This window comes from Pseudomonas sp. XK-1, from assembly GCF_038069885.1.
Taxonomy (GTDB): Bacteria; Pseudomonadota; Gammaproteobacteria; order Pseudomonadales; family Pseudomonadaceae; genus Aquipseudomonas.
In genome coordinates this window covers 192493-208836 of the sequence record NZ_JBBPES010000003.1, presented here as the reverse complement: position 1 = coordinate 208836, position 16344 = coordinate 192493, and the positions used below count along the sequence as shown (strand labels likewise).

12 protein-coding genes and 1 pseudogene are annotated in these 16344 nt (G+C 64.8%); all 13 read right to left on the bottom strand.

The genetic code is table 11. The features are described 5' to 3' along the window. Positions 1 to 53: 53 nt before the first annotated feature. On the bottom strand, positions 54 to 1709 hold the full coding sequence (locus WMW70_RS09315; RefSeq protein ID WP_341437238.1) for a methyl-accepting chemotaxis protein: 1656 nt from the start codon (positions 1707 to 1709) through the stop codon (positions 54 to 56). Between the two features lie 370 nt (positions 1710 to 2079). Beyond that, on the bottom strand, positions 2080 to 3873 hold the full coding sequence (locus WMW70_RS09310; protein WP_341437237.1) for a methyl-accepting chemotaxis protein: 1794 nt from the start codon (positions 3871 to 3873) through the stop codon (positions 2080 to 2082). A 151-nt stretch (positions 3874 to 4024) separates the two neighbouring features. Beyond that, a complete protein-coding gene (locus WMW70_RS09305; RefSeq protein WP_341437236.1) occupies positions 4025 to 4204 on the bottom strand; it encodes a hypothetical protein in 180 nt (59 codons plus the stop codon). A 54-nt stretch (positions 4205 to 4258) separates the two neighbouring features. Then, entirely contained in the window at positions 4259 to 5632 is a 1374-nt protein-coding gene (locus WMW70_RS09300) for an ammonium transporter (protein ID WP_341437235.1), read from the bottom strand. A gap of 257 nt (positions 5633 to 5889) precedes the next feature. Beyond that, positions 5890 to 6582, bottom strand: a pseudogene (locus tag WMW70_RS22085) (methyl-accepting chemotaxis protein); the annotation flags it as partial. A 387-nt stretch (positions 6583 to 6969) separates the two neighbouring features. Further along, positions 6970 to 9315, bottom strand: a complete 2346-nt coding sequence (locus tag WMW70_RS09285; RefSeq protein WP_341437234.1) for a DUF1989 domain-containing protein — start codon at positions 9313 to 9315, stop codon at positions 6970 to 6972. A 117-nt stretch (positions 9316 to 9432) separates the two neighbouring features. Continuing rightward, positions 9433 to 10803 carry an NAD(P)/FAD-dependent oxidoreductase gene (locus WMW70_RS09280; RefSeq protein WP_341437233.1) on the bottom strand — a complete coding sequence of 457 codons (1371 nt, stop codon included), beginning with the start codon at positions 10801 to 10803 and terminating at the stop codon, positions 9433 to 9435. Beyond that, positions 10800 to 11714, bottom strand: a complete 915-nt coding sequence (gene folD / locus WMW70_RS09275) for a bifunctional methylenetetrahydrofolate dehydrogenase/methenyltetrahydrofolate cyclohydrolase FolD (protein ID WP_341437232.1) — start codon at positions 11712 to 11714, stop codon at positions 10800 to 10802. Before folD ends, WMW70_RS09280 begins: the two co-directional genes overlap by 4 nt. Then, positions 11711 to 12565 carry a formyltetrahydrofolate deformylase gene (gene purU / locus WMW70_RS09270; RefSeq protein WP_341437231.1) on the bottom strand — a complete coding sequence of 285 codons (855 nt, stop codon included), beginning with the start codon at positions 12563 to 12565 and terminating at the stop codon, positions 11711 to 11713. Before purU ends, folD begins: the two co-directional genes overlap by 4 nt. A 48-nt stretch (positions 12566 to 12613) precedes the next feature. Then, positions 12614 to 13744, bottom strand: coding sequence for an aminomethyltransferase family protein (locus tag WMW70_RS09265; RefSeq protein WP_341437230.1), 1131 nt, complete (start codon positions 13742 to 13744; stop codon positions 12614 to 12616). Between the two features lie 26 nt (positions 13745 to 13770). After that, a complete protein-coding gene (locus WMW70_RS09260) occupies positions 13771 to 14787 on the bottom strand; it encodes a heme-dependent oxidative N-demethylase family protein (RefSeq protein ID WP_341437229.1) in 1017 nt (338 codons plus the stop codon). Positions 14788 to 14802: 15 nt separating this feature from the next. After that, positions 14803 to 15732, bottom strand: coding sequence for a PDR/VanB family oxidoreductase (locus WMW70_RS09255; protein ID WP_341437228.1), 930 nt, complete (start codon positions 15730 to 15732; stop codon positions 14803 to 14805). Continuing rightward, positions 15729 to 16262 (bottom strand): dimethylamine monooxygenase subunit DmmA family protein, encoded by a 534-nt coding sequence (locus WMW70_RS09250; RefSeq protein ID WP_341437227.1) that lies wholly within the window; start codon positions 16260 to 16262, stop codon positions 15729 to 15731. The genes WMW70_RS09255 and WMW70_RS09250 overlap by 4 nt, the downstream gene beginning before the upstream one ends. Positions 16263 to 16344 lie beyond the last annotated feature (82 nt).

The window sequence follows — 16344 nt, the reverse complement described above, 5'->3', positions numbered from 1 at the left end:
AAGCCCCTCCCACAAATTCCCGCTGCTCTTGTGGGAGGGGCCAGACGGCGGTTTCAGAGCTGGAAGCGGGAGATGTTTTCGCGCAGGGCCACGCTGGTGCGGGCCAGGCTTTCGCTTTCCTGCTGAGCGTTGCGGAAGGCTACGGCGGACTGCTCGGCGCTGTCGCTCACAGCCACGATTCCTCGGCTGATCTGTTCGGCAACCGTGCTCTGCTGCTCGGCCGCAGCGGCGATTTGGTGGTTCATGCCGTTGATCCGTTCGATCATGCTGACGATCTGGGTTACCGCTTCACCGGCCTCGGAAACCCCGGACACTGATTGCGCGCTGGAATGCTGGCAGCGTTGCATGTACTGCGAGGTTTCGTCGGCGATCTTCTGCAAGCCGGCGATCAACCCCTCAATCTCCGAGGTGGCCTGTTGGGTGCGTCGTGCCAGGCTGCGCACCTCGTCGGCGACCACGGCGAAACCACGCCCAGCATCGCCCGCGCGTGCGGCTTCGATGGCGGCGTTGAGGGCCAGCAGGTTGGTCTGGTCGGCCACCGACTTGATCACGTCGAGCACGCTGCCGATGTTGCTGCTTTCATCCTTCAGACGGCCCATGGCGACGTTGGACTGGCCGATCACCTCGGCCAGTTCGCTGATCAGGTTCACGGCATCCTTGGCTTTCTGCTGGCTGTACAGGGCGGCACTGTCGGCCTCGCTGGCGGCACCGGCGGCGGACTCGGCATTGCGCGCCACATCCTGCACGGTAGCGGCCATTTGGTGTACGGCCGTGACGATTTGCTCGACCTCGCGCTGCGCCAGGGCCACGCTTTCGGCATTGTGCTGGCTCGACTGGCTCAGGTCCTGGCTGGACCGGGACACCACCTGGGAAGAGCTTTCAATACCTTGGGTCATGTCGCGCAGGTTTTTCTGCATACGTTGCAGGGCGGCCAGCACGCTATCTTTGGGGGGCTCGGCGCTACGTTCGCTGACGCGCAGGTCGCCCTCGGCAACCCGCTGGGCCAGTTGATTGAGGTCGCTGGGTTCGGCACCCAGCGCCCGCAGCAGGTAGCGGCTGATCCAGTTGCCCAGTATTGCAGCCAGAACAAAAGCCAGTGCGGTGGTGAGCATCAGCAGGTTGCGCTGGCGCTGGTAATGGGCCTCGTTTGCGGCGACGCGCTCAGCCGCTACCTCCTTGGTGTGGGTGAGGTACTCATTGATCACCAGGGTCAACTCCTCAAGCAGTGGTGTGCACTGCGTGCTGACCATACGCTTGGCCTCGGTATCTTCACCTTTGAACAGGTGCTCGGCGATGGAATGCGCTACCGGTTTATAGCGGCCTTCGACCTCCTCGATGCGTGAGAGCAGGTCGTGCCCGGTGCTCGAGACATCGTCATGGGTCTTGATGGCCTGGCGCAGCGCGGCAAGGCTGGTCACGACGTTTTGTTCGCGCGCTTCAATGGCTGGCCGCTGTGAGCCGCGAGCGGCCGGTTCGCTGTTCAGGGCCAGATTGCGCAGGGCAATGGCGCGGTCCGCGACGCTCTCACTCAACTGGCTAGCCAGACGGGTGCGCACTTCGATCCCGGCAATATACTGAGAAAACTCCCGCTTAGCCGCGGCGAGGTTGTACAGCGAGAGTCCAGCAATCAGCAATATCAGTGCGAGTAGGCTGGCGTAGCTGGCATAGAGGATGGCGCGGGTGGAGAAACGCGGGGCGGGGGACTGCATATTGTGCACCTCTTGCGAGCGTGAGACGGAGTCGGTGGATTAGCGGATGCTGCCAGAGCAAAGACCGCTTCCTTTTTTGTTATGTATCCGATTGCCTGTTGTGAGGCGATTAACCGTAAGTTGGGCCGGGTGGCATTCCGTTGAGGAACAATGCGCTGAAGCCCAACGAGACATGTCATTACCTGTTGGGCTTCGCTGCGTTCAGCACCAACCTACGCGGGGGCGCTGCCCATTGCATGCAACTCCTGGGCACATAGCTTTTTTCGCCTCCTGCGCCGGTACGCTCCTGTTCTTTACTGCTGGCCGAGGCTGCACAGGTTCAAGAGTAGTTGAGCCTGGGGGATCTTCTTGCAGCGTGGCAGGGGCGGCCTCATGCCTGCGCCAGGCTGGTGGCGTCGTGGATGCCTGGGGCGAAGCGCCAGTGGGCATCGTCGTAGACCTTGCCCAGCCAGCGCTGCACCAGTTCGCGGTAGGCCGGTTGTGCGCGGTAGTGGGCGATAAACTCGTCGATGGCGGCGAGCAGGCCGGCGTTGCCCGGCTGGTTGGCCACGGCGGCCGAGTAGTACCACAGGCTGGGGCTGAGGTTGCCAGGGAGGATTTCCAGGCGACCGCGCCATGGGCTGCGTTCGCCCTGGCAGGCCCAGTGGTAGATCGGCAGGTCGACGGCGAAGGCGTCCACCGTGCTATCGGCCAGGCAGTCGTGGATCAGGCTCTGGTCGCTGTAGGCCAGCAGGTTGGCCAGTTCGACCTTGCCGCCCGGCTTGTGCCGGTTGGCCTGCCAGCGCAGGCCGCGTTCCTCCAGGGTGGCCATGGCCGCTGGGTCGTTGATGCAGCCGAGCACCTTGCCGGCCAGGTCCTCGACGCCCTGGATGCGTGTATCGCCGGCGCGTTTGGCCAGCACGTAGGGGAGGAACACGTAGGGCGCGGAAAAGGCCACCTGGTCGTAACCGGGCATTGGCGGCATGGCGCTCCACACCAGGTCGGCCTCGTTGTCGCGGCGTTGCGCGCCGGCCTCCAGCAATTGCAGGCAGCGGTCCCAGGGGTGTTCGATAAAGCGGCATTGCACGCCTAACCAGCGGGCGAAGGCGCGCGCCAGTTCGGCGTCCAGCCCCTGCAGCGGGCCGCTGGCCTCGGTGCGGAAGGACAGGCCCTTGAAGGCCGGCTCGATGGCCACGCGGATTTCACCTAGGGCGCGGATCTCGGCCAGGCGGTCGTAATGCGGGTCGAGGTGCAGACGCTCTTCGTGCAGCAGGCGCTGCAGGCCTTGTCGCGGGTCCGGGGCGGAATACACCGAGGCCAGATCATGGAGCAGCGAGCGGCTCCAGTTGCTGCGCCCGCGCAGTTGCGCATCGGCGCTCTGGCCCAGTTGCACGCCGGCGACTATGACCTTGTTGTTGCCTTCGACCTCGTCCAGGCGCGCGGCCATCTGGCCGAACAGACCATGCAGGCTGGACAGCGAGGTACCGACCTGGCCGCTGAGTTGCTGCAACCGCGCCTCGGCGCTGTGCAGCAGGGCGTCGAGGCGCTCGCTGAGCTGGGACATGTCGATCTGTTCGAAAGCCTGGCGGGTGTTGGCCTGGGTGCGCAGGGCCAGGTCGCGGATCTCGCTGGCGACCACGGCGAAACCACGCCCGGCCTCGCCGGCATGGGCTGCCTCGATGGCGGCGTTGATCGACAGCAGTTGCACGGTGCGGCCGATCTCGTCGATCGAGCGGATGACCTGGTGTGAGGCGCTGGCGCGTTCCTCGATGGCCTGTTGCAGCTCGGCGAACTGGCTGGCGAAGAACCGCTGGGTGCTCTCCAGTTCGCGGGCCAGCTCGCCGCGCAGTTCATCGGCGCTGCGGCTGCTGTGGTCGAGAAAGCCGCGGGTATGGTCGAGAAAGGTCAGCTGTTCGCCGCTGCGGACGGCGATTTCGGCCAGGCTGTTCTCGGTCTGTTCGGCCGCCTGCATGGCATGCCGCTGCAAGGCGTCGAGGCGGCCACAGAGCAGGCCCAGGGTGCGCCCCTCGCTCGGCGGCGGCTCGCTCAGGCCGCGTTCCAGGCAGCTGCGCAGGTGCTCGGGCAGGCTGCCGTCGTCCAGCTGCAGGGCGCGTTCAACATCACCGGTGAGCAGGGCGGCCTGCCAGGCTGGCACAACGGGGGCGGCGGATTTGAACCAGGCCATGAACGACTCCTCGATATTTCAGGACGCTACCGGGCTGATCGATACGCAAGGCGAGCGCGGCAAAACCCAAGGGCTCTTCCTGCGCGAAGAGGGCGGTGGCGTGGTAGCGACGCGGAAAAGGGGCCGGCGACGAACGCCGCCGGCCGGGGGCTCACTTAATCTTGGGCAGCTCGTCATCCGGAAGGGCGTAGCTGTGCTTCTCGTGGATCATGGTGGCGATCAGCGCGTAGAGGCTGACGCCGGCCACCAGCAGGCTGATAAAGATCAGGATGGCGGGTTTGTCGGCAAAGGTGAACACGGCGCTGGCACCGTCAAAGGTGGTGATGCTCATGGTAAGGCTCCTTTAGGTTGGCCTGCCGCCCGTTGGCAGCAGGCCACATGGCACTCAGGCCGGTTTGCTTTCGCCGATCAGGCTGGTGGGTGCAGGGGCAGAGCCGCCTACGCTGGTGCTGGTGCCGTACATCGAGTCCCACTCCGGGTAGGCCTGGGCCGGTACTTCGGTCAGGTCGAGGCCGCGCTCTTCGGCGTGGGCCGGAACCCGTAGCATGTCGAAGTGCTTGAGCGCGTAGGAAATGACGTAGCCAGGGATAAAGCCCAGCGCAGCCAGTACCACGGCACCGCCCAGTTGGCCGAAGAAGCTGATGGGGGCCATGCCGTTCACGTTCGGGTAACCGGCAAGGAAGACGCCGCTGATCACCAGGCCGGCGAAGCCGCCGAAGCCGTGTACAGCGAAGGCACCGACCGCGTCATCCAGACGGAATTTGAGCAGCAGGTTGTTGACCAGCGGAGCGGCAGCGGCGACGCCCATGCCGATCAGGTAGGCCAGCCCGGGGTGGTACAGGTCCAGACCCGGAGCCACCGAGATGATCCCGACCAGGCCACCGGACATCATCCAGAACGGCTCGCGGGTGGTCAGGTAGGCACCGATCAGGCCGCCGGCAAAACCCATCAGGGTGTTGAAGGCAAAGGCCGAGAGGTTGGTCGGCTGGCCGTAGATGTTGATCCACTGGGCACCCGAGTTGTAGATGATGCAGCCGCCGAGAAAACCGAAGAAGCCGACGATGATCAGCATCAGGCCGACCACGCTCATCGGCATGCTGTGGCCGACGATGGCGTTGGCGCTGCCGTCCTCGTTGAAGCGGCCGATGCGCGCACCGAGGTTGATGACCACGGCCAGGGCGAAGAAGCCTGCAATCAGATGCACCACACCGGCGGCACCGACATCATGGTAGCCCCACTTGACGGTCAACCAGCCTTCCGGATGCCAGCCCCAGGAGGCCGCGACCAACCAGAGGAAGCCACCCAGCACGATGGTGAGGATGATAAAGGCGCTCATCCGTGCACGCTCGATCAGCGCGCCGGACAGGATCGAACCGGTGGTGGCGGCGAACATGGCGAAGGCCGCCCAGAAGATGCCGGTGGCATTGTCCTGGATGTTCGGCCCCATGGATTCACTCCAGGGCATGCCGGCGAGGAAGGCGTCCATGCGCGGCACCAGGCCGTCGGGGAAGCCGTTGTACACGGCCCAGCCAAGCAGAAATACGCTGGGAACAATAAAGCCGAAGGCGAGGATATTCTTCACCCCGGCCGCCAGGGCGTTCTTCAGGCGTGAGGCACCGATCTCATAGGACAGGAAGCCGGCATGAATGCAAACCATCAGGGCGATACACCACCAGTAGAATATTTCCATATTCAGGGTGTTGGTCATCTCTATCAGAGCCTGTAGCTCCTCTAGAGTGGGGGTTTTCTGCTCTTCCATCAGTCGATCCTCGATTCGAATTCGTGGTGATACAGCGGTGTTGGCAGCTTTTGTTGGAGTGGATGGCCGCAGGCCTTGGGTGTTTATTCGTAGTTATAAAAAGTTCCCTATAAGAATAAGCAATCCCTGTGCCATAACGCCTTTCTCGCACTGCGGCCAGAATCCGGGGAGGTGGCGGATAATCGGGTGATGAAATGCCCTGTTGCAGTTCGTTTGGCGGCCTATTTGCCTGAATTTGGGTCGTTTCAGCGGTTCCGCTGCAGCATGTTCTGGATCTGCTGCACCGACTCCTGGGTGCGCCGGGCCAGGTTGCGTACTTCGTCCGCCACCACGGCGAAACCGCGACCCTGTTCGCCGGCCCGGGCGGCTTCGATGGCGGCGTTGAGCGCCAGCAGGTTGGTCTGTTCAGCAATGCCCTTGATGGCCTCGGCAACCTGGGCAATCTGCTTGTAGGTGTTCTGAATGCTGTCCTGTTCGCGCAGGCGCAGGGCCTCGGCGGCCTTTTCATCGCTGATGTCGCGCACGGCCCCGATCACTCGTACCAGCACGCCGTTGGCGTCATAGAGGCAGCGCCCGCGCTCGCGGTACCAGGTTTCGCCGCGGGTCTTGTGGCGCATGCGGTACTCCACCACATAGGCTGGCTCGCCCTTGGGGTCGGCGATGTGCCCGGCGAATACGCGCATGACCTGCTTCAGGTCCTCGGCGGGGACTACGCCGAAGAAGCTGTCCCAGCCATCGGCAAACTCGGCGCGGCTGTAGCCGATCAGGTTGCGAAACTGATCGGACCAGCGGATGACATTGTTCGGGTGGTCGGCGTCGCCATTGACCACGCTGAGGTCCCAGCAGCCCTCGGTAAGGGTTTGCTGAGTCAGCGCCCAGGCCTGGGCGTCCTGCTGCCACTGGCCTTCGCGGGCCGCGTAGGCATGGCACTGTTCCTGGCTGCGCTGCATCTGCTGCTCCAGCTGCTGGCGCTGGCGTTCGCTGTTGGCCAGTCGCTCGCACAGTTGCTGATACTGCTCGGCGCTGCAGGGGGCGGGCGGGGTGGCACGGGCCTGTTGCTGGAACTGCTGGTGGGCGCGCCAGCTACGGCTCAGGCGCTGGAGAGCGTCGAGCAGTTGCGGGTGGCGTTGTAGGCGTGGGCTGTGCTGGGTGTCGCTCGGCTGATCATCGATCAGTTGGCTGAGCCGCTGGGCGAGGTCGCCGGCCAGCTCCTTGGACGCATCGTTGAACCACATTGGCCACTACTCCCTGCTTACGAGACCATGGTTGCCTGCAAAGCCCGGCACTGGGCCATGCAGGCAACAGACCCTAGCAATTCTTCGGCCAGTCGACTGGGCTTATGCCCGCACGCGGGTTTTCTCCGGGTCGTAGGCGATGGTGCCAGGGCCAACCGTGGCGGCAATGCGCTTCTGCTGGCCGTCCAGCTTGCCGATTTCCAGCGCAGTGCCGGGTTCGCAGTAGCCGACATCCAGCCGGCACAGGGCGATGTTCTGCCCCAGCAGTGGCGAGCGGGTGGCGCTGGTGATCACCCCGACCTGTGCGCGGCCAACGTGCACGCAGTCACCGTGGTGGGCCACTTCGTTGCCGTTCAGGCGCAGGCCGACCAGCCTGCGTTGTGGGTTGGCACTGCGCCGCAGCAAGGCCTCGCGGCCGATAAAGTCGTCCTGCTTGGATTTCAGCGGTACGCAAAACCCGATGCCGGCCTCGAAGGGATCGGTCTGGTCGCAGAACTCATAACCGGCGAAGATCAGCCCGGCCTCGATGCGCAGCATGTCCAGGGCGTCCAGCCCCAGCGGCACCAGGCCCAGGGGCTCGCCCAGCTGCCAGAGACGCTGCCAGACCTGCATGGCATCGCTGGGGTGGCACCAGATCTCATAGCCCAGCTCGCCGGTGTAGCCGGTGCGCGAGACCATCAGCGGCGGGCCGTTGTAGTCGTCGAGGCGGCCGGTGAGAAAACGGAACCAGCCGAGGTCTGCCAGCGCCGGCTGGGTGCCAGGCGTCCAGATCATCTGGCTCAGCAGTTCACGGCTTTTCGGCCCCTGTACGGCGATGTTGTGAATCTGTTCGGAGGCCGATTTGATCCACACCTTCATGCCGAGTTTTGCCGCCTGTTCGCGCAGCCAGATACCGGCGTAGTCCTCGCCGCCGATCCAGCGGAAGGCATCTGCGCCCAGGCGCAGCAAGGTGCCGTCGTCGAGCATGCCGCCGTGCTCATAACACATGGCCGAGTACACCACCTGGCCGATTGCCAGTTTGCGTACATCACGGGTCAGGCAGTAATTGAGCAGGGCTTCGGCGTCTGGGCCGAGCACCTCGAATTTGCGCAGGGCCGAAAGGTCCATCACCGCCACCCGTTCGCGGCAGCCGTGGTATTCCTCCAGGGTGCCGTAGCCGTCGAAGTGGCTTGGGGTCCACCAGCCGCGGTAGTCGACGAAGTGGCGGGTGAGGGCGGATGTGCCGGGGTGGAAGCCGCTTTCGCGGGTCAGCACCGGGTCGGCGTCTGGAGTCGGGCGATTGGCCATGGCGATACTGAAGCGCTCCTTGTCGGAATACACGCGGATATGGATGTCGGTGGGCTGCCAGCCGTTGGCCGGGTCGATGTCGTCCGGGCAGGAACTGCTGGCGCAGACCAGGTCGGTCATGGCGCGCAGCAGCACATAGTCACCGGGACGCGACCAGGGCTCGTCGAGGGTCAGATGCTGGTGTGCGTCGACCCCGGTGTTGAAGAAGAAGTTGATCGCCGGCCAGCCGGCGCGGCCCTGCACCCCGTGTTTGGCCAGGGCGCGGCTGATGTTGTCGCTGCAGTTGGCATGGCCGAAGTAGCCCTGGGCTTCGTAGTAGCGCGCCGTGCAGGCCAGGGCGAAGGTGTCGTGACGGCCGACGGTGTCGCGCACCACCTCCAGCATCGGTTGCAGGTTGCGGTCGAAGAACTTGCTGAACAGCCCGGGGCCCGGGTAGGTGCTGCCGTTCAGGGTGCGGGTGACGGTGGGGTCCAGATCGATCTCGCGGCCGGCATCCAGGCCGCGGCGGTCGAAGGCGACGAAGTCCGAGCACTGCCGTCCGGCCACGTCGAGCACCTGGATGTACTGGCCGGCAGCGACCACATAGTCCCGCGCGCTGCCCGGCGTGATGGTGAATTCGTCCACCAGTTCACCCAGCGGTGCGGGCAACGGCGGAGCCAGCACCTGGCGCGGGTTGGCGCGGTGGATCAGCAGGCGCAGTTCACTGGCGCGCAGCTGTTGGCCCACCGGTGTCGCGCCGCCTGGCGCGGCGACTATCACCAGCAGCGCGGCGCTGGCACTGAAGCTGCGGCGCAAACCAGCCGGGGTGCCTTGCTGCCAGAGCCGTGCGGCCGGTGGCAGTTGGCGGCAATCGATACCGCGGCGCACCAGCGCGGTGGTGATATGCGCCGCCTCGCGGCTGCCATCGTGGAACAGGTGAGCGATAAATTCGGCACCAGGGCTGGCGGCTAGACCGAGGTCGGCAAGCGCCTCGCGGCCGTCGTCGGCAAAGGCCAGTAGCTCGGCGGCCTGATCGCCTTCGATGTCAATCAGTTCCAGGCGGTCGCCCGGCTCCAGGGCCACAACGGTCAAGCCGCCGGGGGCAACGCGGTGGCGTTCCAGCCCCGGGGTGCGGGCAAACAGCGCCGGCTCCAGCGGCCGGGAAATCACGGGCAGGTTCATATCAGGGCTCCACGCAAGGGATTTCCCGTAGGGTGACGCGGAGCGCCTAGGTGCTGACTCTGGTATTGAGAGGCATCCACTGGTGCGCGCAGCGCACCCTACGGGTTGGCATCGGTCTTAGCCCACGGCCTTGATGCCGGAGCGAGGCTCGTCAGCAAGGTACGCCGCAAGCGAATCGTCCAGAGCCTCCAGCCAGGGCGTGTGGTGCGGCGTGGCCAGGGTGCCGGTGATCAGCGAGCGGAAGCACTTGTCGCGGTAACCCATGATGTTTTCGTACTTGTCATGCTTCCATTCGAGGAAGGTCTGGTTCACCGCGGCGATGTCGAAGCTGGGGTAGTCGGTGGCCTCGATCAGCTGGCGGATGTACTCGCCCTGGAACTCGAACATCTGCTGGGCGGTTTCCAGGGTTTCCTCTTCCTGACGCCAGGCCTGGTTTTCGGCGTGCATGCGCTGCTGATCCGGCAGGGCGATACGCCCGAGGATCACGTCACGGGCGTACCAGGCCTGGGCGTCGAACATGTTGAAGCTGTACCACTGGTCCTGCATGCCGAGGTAGATCAGCTTGGGGTTCGGCTCCCAGAACACACCCTTGTAGAGGTTCAGCGGCCACAGCCGGTTATCGGTCTTCAGGCGCAGCTCTTCGGCGAGGAAGGGGAAGTGGTGCTTGTAGCCGGTGCACAGGATGATGGCGTCGATATGTCGGCTGCTGCCGTCGGCGAAGTAGGCAGTACTGCCTTTTACCTGGGTCAGCAGGGGTTTTTCTTCCCAGTTCTCTGGCCACTTGTAGCCCATGGGCGCGCTGCGGTAGCAGCTGGTGATGGAGCGCGCACCGTACTTGAAGCACTGCGAGCCGATGTCCTCGGCGGAATAGCTGCCGCCGACGATGAGCACGTCCTTGCCCTTGAATTCCAGCGCATCGCGGAAGTCGTGGGCGTGCAGCACGCGCCCGCCGAAGCTTTCGAAGCCATCGAAGTAGGGCACGTTGGGGGTGGAGAAGTGGCCGCTGGCGACCACCACATAGTCGAAGGCCGAGGTGCTGGTCAGGTCCTGGTCATAGCTGTGCACGGTGACATTGAACTGCCCGCTCGCCGCGTCATAGGTAACCCCCCGCACCGTCGTGTTGAACTGGATAAAGGGGCGCACGCCGGCCTTTTCCACGCGGCCCTTGATGTAGTCCCAGAGCACCTCGCGCGGTGGGTAGGAGCCCATTGGGCGGCCGAAGTGTTCGTCGAAGCTGTAGTCGGCGAACTCCAGGCATTCCTTCGGCCCGTTGGACCAGAGGTAGCGGTACATGCTGCCGTGCACCGGCTCGCCGTGCTGGTCCAGGCCGGTGCGCCAGGTGTAGTTCCACATGCCGCCCCAGTCCGCCTGTTTTTCGTAGCAGACGATCTCGGGAATGTCCGCGCCGCGCTCCTTGGCCGACTGGAAGGCACGCAGCTGGGCCAGACCGCAGGGGCCGGCACCGATGATGGCGACTCGTTTTTTCATGCTGGGATCTCCGCTGAAGGTAGGGGTTGGCCGGGGGCCAGGCATTGCCGCCGGGTGGCGGTGACGGTGTTCTGCATCAGATAGGCGATGGTCATGGGGCCGACGCCGCCGGGTACCGGGGTGATGGCCGAGACCTGACTGAGGGCGCTGTCGAAGTCGACATCACCGACCAGCCTGGTGCGGCCGTCTTCCTCGATGCGGTTGATGCCGACGTCGATCACCACCGCGCCGGGCTTGAGCCAGCTGGCATCGACCAGGCGCGGCTTGCCCACGGCGGCGACCAGAATGTCGGCCTGACGGCACAGCTCACGCAAATTGCTGCTGCGTGAATGCACCACCGTCACCGTGCAATGGGCCTTGAGCAGCAGCGCGGCCATGGGTTTGCCGACGATATTGGAGCGGCCGATCACCACCGCATGCCTGCCGGCAAGGTCACCGCAGCTGTCCTGCAGCAGGCGCATGCATCCAGCCGGGGTACAGGGGGTGAGCACCTCACGGCCCTGGCTAAGGCCACCGACGTTCTCGGCATGGAAGCCGTCGACATCCTTCAAGGGGTCGACGGCCTGGAGCACGCGGTGCTCGTCGATGTGTCTGGGCAGCGGCAACTGCACCAGGATGCCGTTGATTGCCGGGTCGGCGTTAAGCCGTTCGATCAACTCAAGCAGAGCGGCTTCGCCCGTGTCGGCCGGCAGCTTGTGCTCGATCGAGCGAATACCGGTTTCTTCGGCGCGCAGCACCTTGTTGCGTACATAAACCTGGCTGGCCGGGTCGCTGCCTACCAGCACCACAGCCAGGCCCGGCTGGATGCCGAGGTGCTTCAGTTGTTCGACCTCGGCGCTGACCTCGGCCAGCACCCGCGCCGCGGCAGCCTTGCCATCGATTAGGTGGGGAAGGGCGGCGGCCTGGCTCATGGGAAGATCACCGTCTTGTCGCAGTTGATAAACACGCGATGCTGCAGGTGGTACTTGAGCGCCTTGGACAGGGCCACGGTTTCGGTATCGCGGCCGATGGCCACCAGGTCGTCAGGCAGGTGGGCGTGGTCCACGCGCTGCACTTCCTGCTCGATGATCGGGCCCTCGTCGAGGTCCGAGGTGACGTAGTGGGCGGTGGCCCCGATCAGCTTGACCCCACGTTCGTAGGCCTGGTGATAGGGCTTGGCCCCCTTGAAACCGGGCAGGAAGGAGTGGTGGATATTGATCGCGCGGCCGGAGAGCTGCTGGCACAGGTCATCGGAGAGAATCTGCATATAGCGGGCGAGTACCACCAGCTCGGTGCGGGTCTCGTTGACGATCTGCATCAGCGCCGCTTCCTGCTCGGCCTTGGTGTCCTTGGTCACCGGCAGGTAGATAAAGCGGATGCCTTCGCGCTCGGCCATGGGCCGCAGGTCGAGGTGGTTGGAGACGATGGCGGTGATCTGCATGTCCATCTCGCCCTTGTGGTGGCGATAGAGCAGGTCGGTCAGGCAGTGGTCGAACTTGCTCACCATCAGCAGCACGCGCGTTGGCGTGCTGCTGTCGAACAGCTGCCAATCCATGCTGAAGGGCACGCCGACGTCAGCAAAGCCCTGGCGCAGGGCCTCGATATCCGGCTTGGCACCGGCATTGAAGCGGAACACCGCACGCATAAAGAAGCGCCCGGTGTATTCGTCGTCGAACTGGGCGAGTTCGCTGATATAGCACTCGCGTCCCGCCAGGTAGGTGGTAACAGCCGCGACTATGCCGGAGGTGGCCGGGCAGCTGATCTTGAGGATGTAGTGGGTCATGTCGAGGGTTCTCGTGCAGGCAAGGTCGGGCGCTCGCGGTAGAGGGAATCAGCCCTTGGCGGTACGCTTTTTCTTCTCGGGGTCATCGAATGGCAGGCTATGGGCGATGGCCTTGGCACTGAGGCTGCCGCGTACTTCCAGAGGTACGCCCTGTTCGGCGATGCCGGGCTCGACGCGGGCGATGGCCATGGAGCGTTCGCTCAGGCGTGAGTACATGGCACAGGTGATAACGCCGACCTGACGGCCCTCATGCCAGAGGCTGTCGCCACCCTGGGCGGCCTGGTGACCGTCGAGCAGCACGCCGAAGATCTTGAAGCGCTCCTGGCCCTGCAGTCGCAGGTGCTCGCCGGCACCCCGGAAGTCCTGCTTGCCGGGTGATACGGTGAAGTCCAGGCCCAGCTCCCAGAGGGTGTCGCCGGCCTTCTGCTCGGCGAAGGGGTACATCTGCGAGTTGTCGTAGGGGAAGAACAGCAGGTAGCTCTCCACCCGCAGCCAGTCCAGGGCGGTGAAGGCGCAGGGGATGATGCCCAGCTCTTTGCCCTGTTCGAGAATGCCGTCCCAGATCGTCGGGGCGTCGGCGGCCTTGCAGAAGATTTCGTAGCCGCGCTCGCCGGTGTAGCCGGTGCGCGAGATCATCACCGGACGGCCGAACAGCTTGGTCTGCAGGTGATGGAAGTAGGGCAGCTCGCGGATGCCGGGCACGTGTTCGGCGAGAAAATCCACCGCGCGCGGGCCTTGCAGAGACAGGTCGTGCAGGTCGTCGTCGAACAGCACCGCAACCTGGCGGCCCTGGGCCGAGCGGACCAGCATTTCGTAGCCAGTGCCGGCACCGTGCACCACCATAAAGGCGTTGGGCCCGGTGCGGTAAACAATGCAATCGTCGATAAACTTGCCGTCCTCATCGAGCATGCAGGCATACACCGATTTGCCGGGGTAGAGCTTGCTGATGTCGCGGGTGGTGGCGTAGTCGAGCAGGCTTTCGGCGTGGGGGCCGACGTAGTGCACCTTCTTCAGCCCGGACACGTCCATCAACCCTGCGCGGGTGCGGATGGCCTCGTGGTGGTCGGCCAGGTCACTGGCGTAGGTCCAGGCGGTGCCCATCCCGTTCCAGTCTTCGAGTTGCGAGCCGAGCGCCAGGTGACGTTCGCGCAGGGCACTGATGCGCCATGAATTAGCCATGGGGAATTCCTCTTGTTGGGGGCGGTTCAGGCTTCGGGATCGAACTGGCGTAGCCAGTCCACCAGGGTCTGGCGGTAGCGGGTCATACCCTTGTAGTCGGCGATGGCATCAGGCAGGTCGCGCAGAACGCGGTGCAGGCGCTGGGCCCAGGCCGGCTGAGTGGCCAGTTCGTCCATGCTGATCAGGTAGGTGCGGATGCTGAACATCAGCGCATTGGAGCGCGGCAGACGCATCATCAGTTGCAGCTCGACGCGCAAGTGCACCAGGCGGCCGACGTTCTCCGGGGTAACGCTGGCGCGGTCATGGCCCCACTCGTGAAAGGTCTCCGGGGAGGTGTCCAGGCGTGGGTTGATGGTCAGGGTCCAGTTCAACCGACGCACCGGTTGGCCGACCTGGATGTTCAGCAGGTACTTCAGGGCGCGGTCGAACACACCCATCTGGTGTGCCATGGGCACCGGCGCATGCCACTGCTTGAAGCTCATGCCAGCGTCGAACGCCAGCGACCAGTCGGCCGGGCAGGTGACCAGGCCGGCGTCCATAAACAGGTCGCCGTCACGCTGGTCGAGCAGGGCGAAATCCCCCTGAACCTGACGGCCGATATATTCCAGCGGCGCGCAAGGCAGGCTGTCGGCGTCGCCATAGGTGAACCTCTGGTCGATGCCCAGGGCGAGGTTGCGCCAGTGCCAGCGCTCGCCATCGCGCTGCAGTTGAAAGTGCTGCGGGTAATCCTCGGCCAGGTGCTCCATCAGCACGCCTAGGCAGTCCCAGGCGGCGGGCTGCATGTGCGGCATCACCAGGCAGCGGCGTGGGTCGTGTTCCAGCACCCGGTTGCGCTCGGCCATTTCCGAGCGGTAGTGCTCGTCGATGTCGAAGCAGTGCTCGAACACTGAGCCCGGATTGCGCGAGGTGGCTGGTTCCAGGTTCACCGAATACTGGTACTGGTCTTCCGGGAAGGGAAAGGGAAAGCGGCGAATGGCGGCCTCGCTGTTACGGAAGCTGAAGGCCTCGTGAAAGCTTTCCATGGGGTTGAAGGTCAGGCTCATGGCTTTAGATCTCCGCTACAGGTCGAGCAGGATGGGTGAGCCGCAGCCGCGCGAGACGCAGGGCATCAGGCTGTCGGCGCGTTCATGGGGGGCGAGGTAATGGTCGCGGTGCTCGACATCGCCTTTCAGGTAGCGGGTCTGGCACTGGCCGCACACACCACCACGGCACAGATTGGGAATCTCCAGCCCGGCACCTTCCAGGGCCTCGAGCAGGCTCTGCTCGGCAGGGACCTCCAGTTGGCGGCCGCTGCGTACCAGCTCGACGCGAAATGCCAGACCGGGCTCGGGCGCGGCGAAGGCTTCCCAGTGCACCCGCTTGTCCCGCCAACCGAGGGCAGTGGCCTGCTCGCGCAGATCCAGCAATAGGCGTTGCGGGCCGCAGGCATAGACATGGCTGCCCAGCGGTCGGTCGCGCAGCAGTTGGCCCAGGTCGAGGCGGCGCTGAGAGCTGTCGTAGCAGTGCAGGCGCGCACCGATCAATTCACTCAGGCTGTCGACATAGGCATCGCTGAGGCCGGCGCGGAAGGCGTAGTGCAGCTCGAACTGGGCACCGCGGCGCAGCAGCTCCGCGCAATAGGCGAGCAGGGGAGTAATGCCGATACCGCCGGCGATCAGGATGTGCAGGCGCGCCTGGCCCTGCAGCGGGAACAGGTTGGCGGGGGGCGAGATGCGCAGGTGGTCGCCGACCTGCAGTTGTTGGTGCAGGTAGCGCGAACCGCCCCGTGAATTGTCCTGCAGGCGCACCGCGATGCGGTATTGCGCGCTGTCGAACGGGTCGCCGAGCAGCGAATAGGCGTTGCGCAGGCCGTTGGGCAACTGCACCTGCACATGGCTGCCGGCGGAGAAGCCGGGCAGGCTGCCGGCGAGAGGCTCCAGACGGATTTCGCGGATCACCGGGGTGATCAGCTGCGCGTCGGCGACGCGAACATCGAGCAGGGCGCTCATGGGCGAACCTCCGCGTAGGGCTGATCCGCATCGGCGCAAACCCCGAGGTAGGCACCCAGACGCTCGGAGAAATGCCGACGCACCTCCAGCCCCACAGCACAATGGCGACACTGCAACTGTGCGCTGGCCGAGGCGTACTGGAGGGTCGCGCAGTGCACGCAATAGACCGGTCGACGTGTCGCGTCGGTGCAGTACAGGCTGATCTCGTCCGCCTGCAAACCCGCCTGACAGGCCAGGGCGTGGAGCGACCAGAGAAAGGCTTCATCCCCACTGAGGTGCAACTGCAGGCCGACCGAGGCACGGCACAGCTGATCGAGCAGGGCCCTTTGCAACGCTGCCGGTGACGCATATTCGGTCTGCGCCAGGTGCGTCACGCACTGCGGGCTGCCGTTCAAGGCCGCGTGCAATTGCGCCCGCTTGGCCACGCCGGCGTCCTGGGTGACCAGCAGGTGGTTGATGCCCAGCAGGCTCGGCTGGCCGCGGTGATAGCGCGGAATACTGGTGGGCAGTTCGGCGGTGGCGTCGCTCATGGTGATTCCCTTGCTGACTGACGTGGTGGGACGCCCCTCAATCGCCTCTGGCGCGCCCAACTCTGGGGCGCGCAGCCTGGCC

Bases quoted from the DNA above. Each gene is read 5' to 3' on its own strand.
- WMW70_RS09315 (WP_341437238.1), bottom strand. From the start codon at position 1,709: ATGCAGTCCCCCGCCCCGCGTTTCTCCACCCGCGCCATCCTCTATGCC.
- WMW70_RS09310 (WP_341437237.1), bottom strand. From the start codon at position 3,873: ATGGCCTGGTTCAAATCCGCCGCCCCCGTTGTGCCAGCCTGGCAGGCC.
- WMW70_RS09305 (WP_341437236.1), bottom strand. From the start codon at position 4,204: ATGAGCATCACCACCTTTGACGGTGCCAGCGCCGTGTTCACCTTTGCC.
- WMW70_RS09300 (WP_341437235.1), bottom strand. From the start codon at position 5,632: ATGGAAGAGCAGAAAACCCCCACTCTAGAGGAGCTACAGGCTCTGATA.
- WMW70_RS09285 (WP_341437234.1), bottom strand. From the start codon at position 9,315: ATGAACCTGCCCGTGATTTCCCGGCCGCTGGAGCCGGCGCTGTTTGCC.
- WMW70_RS09280 (WP_341437233.1), bottom strand. From the start codon at position 10,803: ATGAAAAAACGAGTCGCCATCATCGGTGCCGGCCCCTGCGGTCTGGCC.
- folD (WP_341437232.1), bottom strand. From the start codon at position 11,714: ATGAGCCAGGCCGCCGCCCTTCCCCACCTAATCGATGGCAAGGCTGCC.
- purU (WP_341437231.1), bottom strand. From the start codon at position 12,565: ATGACCCACTACATCCTCAAGATCAGCTGCCCGGCCACCTCCGGCATA.
- WMW70_RS09265 (WP_341437230.1), bottom strand. From the start codon at position 13,744: ATGGCTAATTCATGGCGCATCAGTGCCCTGCGCGAACGTCACCTGGCG.
- WMW70_RS09260 (WP_341437229.1), bottom strand. From the start codon at position 14,787: ATGAGCCTGACCTTCAACCCCATGGAAAGCTTTCACGAGGCCTTCAGC.
- WMW70_RS09255 (WP_341437228.1), bottom strand. From the start codon at position 15,732: ATGAGCGCCCTGCTCGATGTTCGCGTCGCCGACGCGCAGCTGATCACC.
- WMW70_RS09250 (WP_341437227.1), bottom strand. From the start codon at position 16,262: ATGAGCGACGCCACCGCCGAACTGCCCACCAGTATTCCGCGCTATCAC.